Consider the following 13,875-nt stretch of genomic DNA (forward strand, 5'->3'; position numbering starts at 1 on the left):
TTATTTTTTTGTTTTTAAACACTTTCTAAATGATTTAAAACGATGAAATGTCAAATAGTTGGCATCATGTTGCCGCTTAGGCAAACCATTCTTATCATCAAACGCTGTACGAGAAACAGCAATAATATCATTTCCTTCAATAAGCCAGTCAATATACTGGAAACCATGAAAATGAGGATCGTCGTGACTGATAAGTGTATCTCGTACCTGCCAATCCCGCAAATCGGATGAGGAGACCAATACTAACCTGTTACGTAACAAGCCACAGTGTTCCTTTCCCAAATCTTGCTTAAACACATGGTTGGTAATGGCCCAATAGAGATTGGAAACAGAATCAAATCTTATTACGAATTTCTTAGAAGCTCCCGGTAAATCAATAATATCCATCTGAGGATCAAAATAGGCTTGCTTACCATCATCGCTAATCCTGACCATGGCCGCTTTTCCATCAAAATTGCGTTCTTCAATCCTTAATATATCTACCACGTTTCCTTCACGAGTAACAACAGCATTTCCTTCAAGCCAACCATTGAACGTCCGATCAGTACCAAGCCAAGTAGAATCGTAAGGCAATGCTTCTGAACGTGTCCAGGCTGCAGAATCTAAAAGGTTGGCATTGATTGGAGCTGACATCATAAATGCCCTAAAATACCGTTTGCCTTTAGGAAGGTTATCTTCCATCGCACGCCAGATTCTACCTTTTGCATAAGCTACCGGTACAGAAGCAGAATGATAACTTTTAGACTCTCCACTTAACAATCCATGCTTCGAGTCAATGGGGGTAGTCCAATTACGACCTCCGTCGTCCGAACGTAGAATAACCATATGATTAAAACCTCCTTTAGTACCCATCAGGTATAAAACAGAGTCATGAACAAAAAGAGAATAGAAACCTACTTCAGGGATTTCTGAAAGTACTTCCCATGTTTTACCTTTATTTGTGGAACGATAAAGACGCACAAATCCTGTCTTACCACTGAAACGCGCTCTGCATCCTGCTATATAATCACCATTCGGTAAAACGGCCAGTGCCGGATCTGTTACAAAATTCCGATCCGAATTATCAGAATTATAAATAACCGTACCTGGTACTGTAGGCAAATCGACTCGTTCAATTTGTGGCGCAAACAACAACGAACTGTTTCCATTCATATCGGGCACAGTAACCCATCTGTTATCTAATTCGTAACTATAAAGATAAAACTTTTGATTTCCTGATAAAAAGAACTCATTCAATGATTTCCATTTCTTATTAATCACAGGAGTCGTAGCAGCCAAATAAACCGTAACAGGATATTCACTCTTTATTTTTATCGCAGATTGACAATGCCTAAATCGGCGAACAAACATTTTTCCCTGAAGATGTTGATTTATCCCCTCATCAAACTTAAATAATTTAGATTTCAAGAACAATTCCGTTTGAGGAGTTACCATAGAAATATCCGTCATATTTCCCTTCACAAACACTTTCTGTGCCGAAACGTATTGACCAGCGAATAGACAACACAAAGCAATAAATAGTATTTTTCTTCTCATTATTCCAAACTGTTTAAAATATTTCTATAACTTCATTATCAGTACGAAATGGCAATACTGGTAGTCCATTGGAACAAAAGAGGTTACCTACCGCATCATTAGAGAAGCTATATCGCACAGCAACAGGGTGTTTTACTGTAGTCGACGTAACTACTAGTGTATTAGTTTTCTTATCTATCTTACCTTTAGCGGGAACAAATTTCATATCTTCTCCTGCAATCTCCAGAGCAAACGGTTCTTTTCCTTTACAAACGATTCCAGCATCGGCATTATCAAACCATATCCGTATTCTGGAGTTCTCCCTCTCCATTTTTAGAAAAGAAGGATGTCGATAGGCAGCAGTTTTTTTATTATACTTCTCCCCAAGAGCCCAATGTGCCAAACGTTCGCCCACAGGACGTTTGTATTTGGGATGTATATCTCTAATATTGTCAACATAATCAGGTATAGCAACCATACCTACATTAGGCAGTTTAGACACTTCGTATTGTTGCTCTCTAACCTGTGCAGCAGCTCGGGAAGCAAATTTATAACGAGCATATGGGGCTATTTGTACATAATAAAAGGGGAGTTCATCATCTGAAAATCCCTGGCGCCAAGCTTTTATCATGGACGTGAACATACTCGCATAATAATTACCATTGGCAAGATTAGCTTCGCCCTGATACCAGATAATACCAGCAAGCCGTATAGGCATTAAAGGATGTATCATAGCGTTATAGGTAGTGGACGGAGAAATATCCCAACCAGTACTTGTACTAAGAGTTTGCAATGCTTTGGCAAATTCAGGATGCTCTTCCATAGTTTCATGAGGCATCCACGTTTCTATATTTGTTCCTCCCCAAGAAGAATTAATCAGTCCAATAGGACTATCTAATTCCTGGTTGAGCTTTTTCCCAAAGAAATAACCTACAGCAGAAAACAATTTTAATGTTTCCCGGGAACATACCATCCAGCGGCCACGACAATCATCTTGAGGAAATAGGGACGTTTGTTTCTCTACAGTAAAAAAACGTATCTCAGAGTTATTGGCATGTGGTAATTCATCTTTGACATCCTGAATACCTTTAGCGGAATTCCATTCCATATTAGACTGACCACTGCATAACCATACCTCACCAATAAGTACATCTTTAATAATCAAATCTCTATCCTTTATCTTTACTTCTATTTGATAGTTTTTTTTTGAGGTTGGGGGAGTTTGCAGTTCTACCTCAAAACGCGCTCTATTATCAGCTTTTACAATAATAGTATCTTGTCCCCATGAAGGGATGATACGTACTGTTGTACGAGGATTGGTCCAGCCCCAAAATTTCACTTTTGAATTTTGTTGTAATACCATATGGTCACTAAAAATAGAAGGTAATGACAAAGGAGGTATGGACTGCGCATATGCCTGGCTACAAAATAGCCAGGCAAATATGATAGTATATAAATAATTTCTCATCATTTGTATATCTTAATCCCACAATTCCAGTTTCATTTCAGTATTACGGTAAATTAGCGTATCAGCCATTACATAGCGTATTCCGCTGGCAGCGTCAGTATACTCATAATTTAAATAGAACTGCTTTTTCTCCCGATCATATTTAGAAGCACCAAGATCTTTGATGCCTGTGATTTGAGAGCTTCCCGGAATCAGATTGTCTGAAATAGATACACTATTGTCTTCATTAACATGCAAAATCATTGAATATTTAGAAGTTCCAGATAGAAATTCTGCAATACCATCTGTTGTCAAACTTGAAGCGTTGATAGTACCTAAGTTCCACACCAAATTCTTAATATACATATCCTCTTCATGATCTCCTACATACTTTAAGGTTTCAATCAAATTCCCTGAATTATCATACGCGCTCCGTTGTCCACGATGATAGTACACACCATGAAACTCACTAATATACTTAATGACTATTATAGTATAATCTTTAGCTTCAATACCAGCCTCAACATCCCCTTTTAAAATCTGATCAGTAGAACTTTCAGTAATTCGGATTGGTAAAGCATAGGTGTTTTCAACAGCTAACGGATCCGTCAGAAACTTTTCTTTATTCAAAGTCAATTTGATTGTTCCCAAAAATTTTCCTTTAGGAATAATAATTGTATGATTATCACTTAATGAATAATAGTCTTCCGGCAATAGCTTAAACTGATTATTTCCTACATAATCAACATTTTGCAGCATTTCCGGTTCTATTTGAAAAGTTACTCTCTCATCAATTTTATTTTCACGTTTTCCTCCTAATACTACGCCTATTTCAATAGACGGATCATCAGAAAAGACTGTCCGTATAGGTCTTTGATACGCAAAATAAGTAGTAGAATAGTCATAATCCTCAATAAAATCTTCATACTTCTGACAAGAAGTTAAAGACAAGATTACTGTTAATAAAAAAATCAATTTAGCTTTCATATTATCATTTGATTTTAGTCTTTAAAATATAAAAAGGAAAATAATCATTTTTACCATCCTTTATTTTGCAAAATTAATCCGTTGGTACTATTTACTTCAGCTTCAGGAATAGGACCATAATACATATAATCTTGATAATTTCTCGTTTCGACTACCTTATCAAATTCATATGTAAACGTATCACCCACTTTTTGAATTGTAACGCCCTTTACAGGTGTATTTATAACCTCTAGCGGAAGCATCCAGCGTCTTATATCAAAAAATCTATGATTCTCAAAACATAGTTCAATGCGGCGTTCGTTCTGAACTAACTGACGAAATTCATCTTTTCCAGCTGCTGCCACCTCTCCTACATAGGGATCTTTAGAATTTATTCCAGCTCTTTTACGCAATTCTTTTAGCATCGTTTCTGCAGTCTTACCCCAACCAAGCGGATCAGCTTTAGGCCCCCAAGCCTCGTTGGCAGCTTCCGCATAATTCAGCCATAGTTCTCCTTTACGGAAAATACAATAGTGATGCTTGGCTCTAGTAACAGTTTCTCCTGGAACAAGAGAAACATTTTCACTTATCGTCTTACGCAAATAATAACCCGTACGCGTAGCCTTTTCTTTATTACTTTCCGTATCCAGCCCTCCTTCAAAAGTTTCAACCTTTGTTTTGGAGAAAGTAGCACCATTGTACAAGATTGCCAGATCAAAACGTGGATCACGATCAATATAAGGATCCTCAGGCTTATATCCACTATGTTCAACATCGGTAATAGGGTAACCGTTTTTCATAGGAAAAGCATCCACCAGTTGTTGTGACGGGTTAGTACGTCCCCAACCATATAATTGGGGAATAAAATTATTTTGCTCAGGAGTATTGATATCTTCCTGATAATTACGCCACAAGATTTCGGCATGATCAGGTTTCTCAAAGAAATCGGCTTTCATTGCCGGTAATGAAGTGCCACTGAGTTGAATAGCTTCCATAGCATATTGAGCAGCTGTTTCCCATAATTTTATTTTTTCAGTTTCACTTTTTTCTATGGTATATAATGGACTCGCCGCATAAAGTGCCACGCGTGATTTTAAACACATTGCTGCAATCGCAGTAGCACGGCCTTCCTTTGTCGGTCCCAACTCTGCATTATTTACATCGTCATATTTTTTAGGAAGATATAATAAACTATTGTCAATATCATCGTATATTTGCTTTACACAATCATCAAATGAATTACGAGCTTGCTTGATATTTTCACCTTGCGGTAAAGACTTGGTGACAATAGGAAAGCCTAACAACTGCCCGTTTGTAGCAATTCCTGAGAACCGGCTTAACAGTTCAAATTGGTACCATGCTCTTAGAAAATAAGCTTCTCCTTTTGAACGACGCTGAATGACCGTATTAAGTTCATCCTTATTGGAAAACTTAATGTGCGGAGCCCGTTCCAGAAAATAGTTCATATTTCGAATCTGTCTATAGCAATTAGTCCACGTATCAAAAGGATTATAATTAGGACGCCATGAACCTAAGGCCATATTCAAAATCGGAGTATTATAATCATTAGTTACAGCATTATCAGTAGCACAATCAAGGTAATTGTTTGAAAAGCAATCATAATAGGTCGGCAATTGAGCATAACCATCTACTAATGCTCCCATGGCGAATGTTCGGTCACTCCAAACAGTTTCATCGTTGTAGTTATCATCTATTTTGGGATCCAGAAAATCTGAGCAGCCATATAGACTAATCAAGACAACGACTAATAATTGTTTTATAATATCTTGTAGTTTCATATTCGATAAATTTATATTTATTTTTCCCATTAGAATACAACATTAATTCCCCCAGTAAACGAACGGAAGAAAGGATATCCGGTTACACCTGCATCGATATACTCTGGATCTAGGTCTTTTATCGAAGAAATAGTGAATAAATTAGATCCCCTTACAAATAGCTTCACTTGCTTTAATGTCATCTTATTCGTTATGTTCTGAGGTAATGAATAACTCAACATTGCATCGCGTAATTTGAAAAAGTTTCCACTACGCATCCACAAAGAAGAAGAACGATAGTTATTTTGGTTTTGCTGTGTAGTAAGTCTCGGGAATTTACCTTCACCGGTAGACGGGTTAAAATAATTCTTAACAAATGTGGAATACTTTTGATCTTCCCTCATCCAATAATATGAGTTGTTCAGATAGATGTCATATTGTGCCATACCTGAACCTGATAGAGAAAGCTCAAAACCTTTATATGCCAGATTAATGTTCAGCCCAAATTGAAAACGTGGATATTCGTTGCCTATTGGCAACATATCGTTCTCATTAATATGATGATCATTATTTATATTTGCATACTTTACATCACCAATCTGTACAGGACCGAAATCTTGCACTGGATGTGCTGCAATTTCATCTCCACTTTTGAAGAGCCCTTCAGCTATCAGTCCAAAACGAGTATCAACCGGCTTACCCTCTTTTTTACGGTTTGAAGATAAACCTTCCATATCATCAGTTTTCTCATATACAGCCTTACTCCATATAGTATTTCCACCTATTGAATAATGAAGTTTCCCAATATTACCCGAATATTCCAAAGCCAATTCTACCCCCTGATTGCGTACACTTCCATAGTTCCTATACATCAATTCACCTCCATTTATGGAACTGAATGAAGTAGTAGGAGTAAGAATGTCATAACGATAATTATTAAAATAGTTAAAGTCTGCAGTCAAACAATTCAAGAATGAGGCTTCTGCTCCAATATTAATTTCAAATGACTTTTCCCATGTTAAATCCGGATTTCCCACATGTACCAACGTCGATGTATTGACATCTTCCTCCAGTTTTGGACCAAAGTGTGTGCTTTGACTAGTATTCCAACGAGACTCAAACAAGAAGAAATCAAAATAGTTATCAGTTCCCAATAATCCCGTACTAGCTTTTATTTTCAAGAAATCAAGCCATTCTTTATCTTTTAAGAATTTTTCTTCTGAAGCAATCCAGGCAACTCCCACTGTTGGGAAATAACCATAGCGATTTCCCTTTGTAAAACGGGAACTACCCATTACTGCCATATCCAATTCTGCAATCCATTTTTTATTGTACACATAATTTGTACGAAGTGCAAAAGTTCTGTTCACATCATCCTGTGAAGAGCCTAAGTTTTCCCGTCTACTTTGGAATATCACTAAATCAGATTTTAATTGGTGCTTTGCTTGAAACGTACGATCATAACTCAATTGGCCAAAGTAACCATAGTTACGATACATTTGGTCTGCAATTCTACTTTTATCAGACACTTTCTTTTCTACAGTAAGCAGTTCTTTCCCTATCAAACTATTTTCATTAAAAATAGGACGATATGAAGAAAAATTCTCATTTTTACCTACCACTAAATAATTATAAACGTCAAATGTTACATAAGCCTTAGCACTCAATCCTTTAACATACCTATCCAGACTTAAATCAAAGCCAATATTAGTTTGCCCTTTTCTGACTGTATTTTCTTTAGAGCCACCTAATGCCATCTCAGCATATATATTCTCGCGCGACGAAGAAAGATTAGCATTCTCCATAGCACCATAAATTTCGGTACCCGGATTTCCAGGATCACTGAATTTTATGGGATAAGCGTTCGGTCTATGCGAGGATAAACGAGAAAAAAGTTTATCAGCTGACATATAGTTAGTTGTGTAAAATTCCATTTGTCCAGCAATATCAACAAACGCTTTCAACCAATCATTTACCTTGTAATCAAGATTCACTCGCAAATTGAATTTATTGGAAGTATTGTTTTTGCCAACAGCCTCATATCCACCATAACCAGCATAGGTCGCATTTACATAATATTGAGCAGATTCATTTCCACCACGGAACTGTGCTATTGCTTTTCTATAACTCATATGATCGTTCAAGCACAGCTTATGAAAATCAACATCCGGATAAAGCACCGGATTGGTTCCCATACGATAACCATCAATATCAGTCTGAGTATAGTAAGGTGATAAACCATCATTAATTCTTGCCTGATTATACATGGTTGCATAATCAGCCGAATTTAAATATTCAGGCATACGCACAGGAGTTTGTGCTCCAAATTCAATATTAAATTGACGATCCCTTTTATATTTTATTCCTCTTTTAGTTTTTACCAACAGTACACCATTTACTGCCTTGGGGCCATATAATATTTTAGAAGTAGCATCTTTCAATACAGTAATTGATTCTATTTCTTCTGGAGTCAAATCTTCTAGAGGACGTTCAATGCCATCAATGATAATTAATGGAGCATTATCCGTTGCTGAACGAGATAAACCTCGTATATTAAGTACAGTAGCAGAACGCCCAGGCTCAGTTGGTACTTGTGAAACATTTAAACCAGGGGCTTTGCCAGAAAGTATATTTAATACATTCATTTGATTGGAACTAGAAATAGCATCCTCATCTATAGTTGATGTAGCACCCACAATTTCTCTTGCTATGGTTTTCCGGAATGGCAGTTCAACTTCATCTTTCACTCCTCCATAAGGAATCGATTTTTCCATTACTACTACAGGATTCTGCTTGATTACAGATACTCCCAAATATTGTGGTTCAAATCCAGGCACATCAAAAACTAATGTACTGTTATCAGTTACTTTCAAAGAAAATTTTCCCTGTTTGTCTGTGGACGATTCAAAAATACCTTCATCAACAGTTATTCTTACTGATTGAATCGGATTTCCTTCTTTATCGACAACTTTTGCCTTTATCTCAGAATATTGTTTGCTTCTTTTTTGTGCATAAATGTTACTTTCCGAAAAGAATGGCAGTAGAAGCATCAGAATAATGTATATATATAATGTTTTCATATCCTACAAATTAAAATTTATAGATCTTTTTCTACCAACCTGGATTTTGCTCTACATTATTGAGCATTTCCATTTGGCTTTTAGGTATCGGATACCAATAATGTTTATCTTCGAATACACGCTTATAATCAGGATGTTCCATATATTCAAACCGGAACTGATCTTTGCCAGTACGAGTAATCACCGCCTTATAAATAACTTTTACTGCATCCTTAGCAATTCTCCAACGGCGGATATCATACCAGCGATGGTCTTCAAAACATAGCTCAACAGCTCTTTCATTACGAATCCGTTCTCTGAAGATTTCTTTATTAGCTTTGTATTCATTTCTAACCGGAACCGCTCCTACTCTATTACGGATGATGTTAATAGCATCTACGGCAGACATATCCGTACCTGGCACCTTCGTTTCAGGTCCATACGCTTCATTAGCCGCTTCGGCAAAATCAAGATAAAGTTGTGCTACCCTGATATAAATTGCAGGCATATAATAGTTATAATCATTTTCCCACTTATTGGCTGTTTCAGGCCACCACTTCCGAATAAGATATGGACAACGCGGATTGTATGTCTGCGAGAACAAAGCCATCATATCTGCAGATTTTGAATTATCATATGTGTTATATTCCCATAATTCGAAATAATGAGGAACACCTTTGTTATTTCCCCATTTCACTCCATTATACAGAATATCATAATAGAAACGAGGATCACGATTCACATAGGGATTTTGATCATCATAATCAGCACCTGCATCTTTGATAGCACGTCCATCAGCCATTTCAAACATATCTACCATATTCTGTGTAGGAGATGCACAATGTACATTAGAAGCGCACATAGAGTTAGGTATAAAATTGGCATTCCACTCACTCTTAGCACGTATCCCATTTCTTTTAGTCTGATAAAAAATGGCCTCATCACTAGCCATGATATCTTTATTATAAAATATCTTAGAATATTCTTCCACTGTCTTACCTGGCATTAATCTATTGCAACCTGTTTGGTTGATATAATCAATAGCTTCCCATGCGGCCATAGCTGCCTTTTTACAGATTTCAAGATCATAATTATAGTTAAGTTCAGGACACATCGAAGGGCTAGCTGAATAAAGAAGTGCCATACTTTTAAGAGCCAATGCAGCTGCTTTTGTAACACGACCCTTTTCTGAAGCTCCCCATTTCTCTGGTAACAACTGATATGCAAGTTCAAGATCAGAAACAAGCCAATCTGTTGATTCATGATAAGATAAGCGTGGAAAATCCATATCATCATCCGACAAGAATACTTTATCAAACTTGAACATACCTCCCCAACGACGAATTATTTCAAAATAATTCCAAGCTCTAAAAAAATAAGCCTGCCCTAACAGCTGATCGCGCTGTTCTGGAGTAGCGTCCTGCAAATCGTCTATATGACTAATACATAAATTAACAGTACGTAAATTCCGCATAGCCATAGCAATTATCGGCATTTTATTAGTAGCCACTGAATTCATAGCTTCACTTGTGTACCAACCTAATTCCAGGTTATCTTTAGTGAGCATAAAATTGCCATCATTTAAATCTCTATGACAAGTTCCTTTTGCAGTACACAAGCCCTCATCCCCAAAGGCAAAACGCCCTCCACCATGGGTGGAAAGAAAAGGATCACAGGTCAATACATATACTTTATCCAAAACCCCTCTATAGGATAAATAATTCTGGAATACTTCCTTATCTGTAATTCCCATATCCGGTGATTTATCCAAATAATCTTCACATGAACTAAGTAGCATGAAGACTGATAAAATTAGATATATACTTTTATTTTTCATAATATATTAGTATTTAGAAAGTTAATCGGAATCCCATATTATATCTGCGTGTTAAAGGATAACTGCCCGATCCACCCGATTCCGGATCAATTCGGTTATCAAATGAAGTGATCGTGAACAGGTTATTGCCATTGACATAAACCTGCATATTATTTATGCCTACAAAACGGCGTAAAACTTCAGCTTTTATATCATAAGACAATTCTAATGTTTTTAATCTAAAATAAGAAGCATCCATTAAACCATATGTTGAAGACTGACGGATATGTGCTGTATTCTTCATACTAAGACGCGGCCGATTGGCATCCACATTATTCCAGTGCCAACGTTCCAAACTTTCAGGCCATGCCATATCATAATCATAAGGGAATTCCCACAAAAATGAGGTCCGTTTTTCGACTCCAGCTACTCCATAAAATAAAGCTCTAAAACCAAAGTTCTTATAATTAAATCCAAGTGTAAACGAATAAGTATAGGCCGGATCTGAAGTTAATTTCATAGGAACTTTGTCATTATCATCAATTACACCATCACCGTTATAATCGTTATAAATGAAATCTCCCGGTTGTCTGATATCATTTTGCCAAATAGAGGCTGGCGTATTATATACATCATCCCATGAACGGTTAATATCAATCTGATCCAATCTGGACAGATAGCCGATTGGCTTACCAGCACTTTTCTGATACTCCAAACGATTTATAGGGTCATCACGAAATACCACTCTGTTCTCTTGAAATGAGAAACCTGCCTTAAGATAATATTGAAAATCACTGATATTATCACGCCATTCCGCCTCTATCTCATAACCATGATTTTTGGTCTTACCTAGATTTGCATACGGAGCAGTTTGACCAAACCATATAGGCACCGTATTTTCCCTTTTCATCAATATACCATCACGTTTTTCAGAGAAAAAATCTACAACTAGATTGAGTTTATTGAAGAACGACAGTTCAATACCCAAATTTTGTTTACGCGCTGTTTCCCATGTTGCATTTTCATTCGCGGCTCCACTCTCAAAATATAATACATAATCATTATATGCTTTATCATCACCGAATGTGGCATTACTACCAGAAGAATATTGAGTAAGGTATGTAAAGCGCGACGCACCATGGTCACTACCAACTTCACCATATGAATATCTCACTTTTGCTTTTGTTAAAAAACTCAAGAAATCCATTTTTTTGATAAAAGGTTCTTCAGTAATCATCCACCCTATTGCCATAGACGGAAAAAAGCCGAAACGCTTACCAGGAGCAAATTTCTCAGAACCAGTATATGCCCCATTGAATTCTGCAAAATAACGATTGTTATAATTATAAGTAACACGTCCCACCCAGCTTTCTTCATAGCTAGGAAAATCAACTAATGAGTTTCCTGCACGCTTCGTCTCATAATTACGACGGTTAAAAACACCTAAAACGGACAGATCATGACCACCAAATTTACGAGCATAATTAATCGAAGCTTCATAATATAAATCTTTGACTGAGTGATCTAATGTCTCACCACCATATACAGCAGGTTTCTCCACCCATTCATCATTAGGAAACCATATAGGGTCAGAACCCGGTTCCCAATACATACAAGCCACATCCTTTTGTATCAACCTATTATAGGCAAATGTAGTGTTATACGAAACTTTTGCTTGTACCGACAAACCTTTAGTAATAAAATCTAAATTTTGCTTTAAAGTTACATCACTAAATAACCGACTTGTTTTTTGAGTGGCGCTACCCTGATAATTCAGTGAATAAATAGGATTCCACCAACGTCCAATTGAAGTTGTACCTAAAATACCATTTTCATATCTTAATGGATAAACATAATTAGGCATCAAATACATGTAAGAAAAAAGGTCTGAATTATTGGTAGCAGATGAGGAACCAAATGGGTCTCTCCCCATATATGATAAAGGGCGGTTACGAGTCGCTATATCTCCAGCAAGGTTTACAGATATTTTAGTATACTTGGTTACATCCATATCAAGATTGGTACGATAATTATATCGCTCATATTTGAAGGTTGGATCGTACTCAGGTTGTTTTTCTGTTTTAAAAACATCTCCATCTTTAGTATACCCAATGGAAGCAAAATATTTAACAAAAGAGGTTCCACCTGACATATTCAAATTATACTGTTGTGAAAAAGCGACCTTCTTGTAAAGTAAATCTTTCCAATTAAGTTCTGGATAAAAATAAGGATCAGTATTGTTTCTCCAATTATCTTTATAGGTTTCACTATAGATTTTATCCCAACGTCCTTCGTTGGCATGAGCCTCACTTGCTAAATCCATTGCAGTCAGTCTATCCAATACTTCATAATTATTTATAGGTTCTTTCAATCCAAAGTTTGAAGAGAAATTAATTTTAATTTTACCTTCTTTACCTCGTTTAGTTGTCACCAAAATTACCCCATTAGCCCCTTTTACTCCATATACAGCAGTAGCAGATGCATCCTTTAAGACTGATAAACTCTCGATTTCGTTAGGATCAATATCATTAAAACTACGTTCAATACCATCAACTAAGACTAGAGGTTCTGTGCTTCCCCAAGTAGACTTTCCTCGAATGACTATTTGCGCTTGGTCACTACCTGGCTCTCCACTTGACTGTATTGCTGTAACTCCAGGAAGCATACCTGTAAGAGCACTAGATACATTGGTAGTTCCTCCTACCTTCAATAGATCATCGCCTTTAGCCTGAGTAATAGCACCAACTATCGACGCCTTTTTCTGCACACCATACCCCACAACAACAACTTCCGTCAATTTTTGAGTATCATCCTCCAACTCGATTTTCAAATTAGTAAATGACTTTAAACCTGCTAATTGCAATTCTTTTTTCTCAAAACCTACATAAGAAAATACTAAAGTAGCATTTCGGGATACACTCATACTAAAGTGCCCGTCAATGTCAGTAATGATTCCACTTGAAGAATTTTCTTTTTCTACAATATTTACACCAATCAGCGGAAATCCACTTTGGTCATAGACTACACCTTCCACTGTCACTTTATCGGGAGATGTTTGTGCTAATAAATCAATGCATATCCATAATAGGCACAATAGTAAAGCACTGGCTCTGTATTTAACCATGCCGAATCTGCATATCGATTCTTTGTTTCCTTTCATAATATTAAATATAATTTAGTTAAAAACATCTGATTCTCCTGGAACGGATAATCTGTTAATTTTCATTATTTAACTCATGTATAAAATACATATAGATTTCGGGTTATGACTATGGAAAATTTATTAATTTAAGT

The 13,875-nt window shown here is 36.5% G+C and carries 7 protein-coding genes; all 7 read right to left on the bottom strand.

From position 1 onward, the window contains the following. From NQ546_RS02350 to NQ546_RS02380, 7 genes are read right to left on the bottom strand one after another with little or no spacing between them, the layout of a single operon-like run. Positions 1–1,536: a sialidase family protein gene (locus NQ546_RS02350; RefSeq protein WP_004291673.1), complete on the bottom strand. Its 1,536-nt coding sequence runs from the start codon at positions 1,534–1,536 to the stop codon at positions 1–3. 13 nt (positions 1,537–1,549) lie between these two features. After that, positions 1,550–2,986: a sialate O-acetylesterase gene (locus tag NQ546_RS02355; RefSeq protein WP_034766412.1), complete on the bottom strand. Its 1,437-nt coding sequence runs from the start codon at positions 2,984–2,986 to the stop codon at positions 1,550–1,552. 9 nt (positions 2,987–2,995) lie between these two features. After that, on the bottom strand, positions 2,996–3,949 hold the full coding sequence (locus NQ546_RS02360; protein WP_004291675.1) for a BT_3987 domain-containing protein: 954 nt from the start codon (positions 3,947–3,949) through the stop codon (positions 2,996–2,998). Positions 3,950–3,999: 50 nt separating this feature from the next. Continuing rightward, positions 4,000–5,727, bottom strand: coding sequence for a RagB/SusD family nutrient uptake outer membrane protein (locus tag NQ546_RS02365; protein WP_021940800.1), 1,728 nt, complete (start codon positions 5,725–5,727; stop codon positions 4,000–4,002). Between the two features lie 29 nt (positions 5,728–5,756). Next, positions 5,757–8,786: a SusC/RagA family TonB-linked outer membrane protein gene (locus tag NQ546_RS02370; protein WP_004291677.1), complete on the bottom strand. Its 3,030-nt coding sequence runs from the start codon at positions 8,784–8,786 to the stop codon at positions 5,757–5,759. Between the two features lie 31 nt (positions 8,787–8,817). After that, positions 8,818–10,602: a RagB/SusD family nutrient uptake outer membrane protein gene (locus tag NQ546_RS02375; RefSeq protein ID WP_004291678.1), complete on the bottom strand. Its 1,785-nt coding sequence runs from the start codon at positions 10,600–10,602 to the stop codon at positions 8,818–8,820. Positions 10,603–10,615: 13 nt separating this feature from the next. Beyond that, positions 10,616–13,741: a SusC/RagA family TonB-linked outer membrane protein gene (locus NQ546_RS02380; protein WP_004291679.1), complete on the bottom strand. Its 3,126-nt coding sequence runs from the start codon at positions 13,739–13,741 to the stop codon at positions 10,616–10,618. Positions 13,742–13,875 lie beyond the last annotated feature (134 nt).

Origin of the sequence: Bacteroides eggerthii (genome assembly GCF_025146565.1) — a bacterium.
GTDB lineage: Bacteria > Bacteroidota > Bacteroidia > Bacteroidales > Bacteroidaceae > Bacteroides > Bacteroides eggerthii.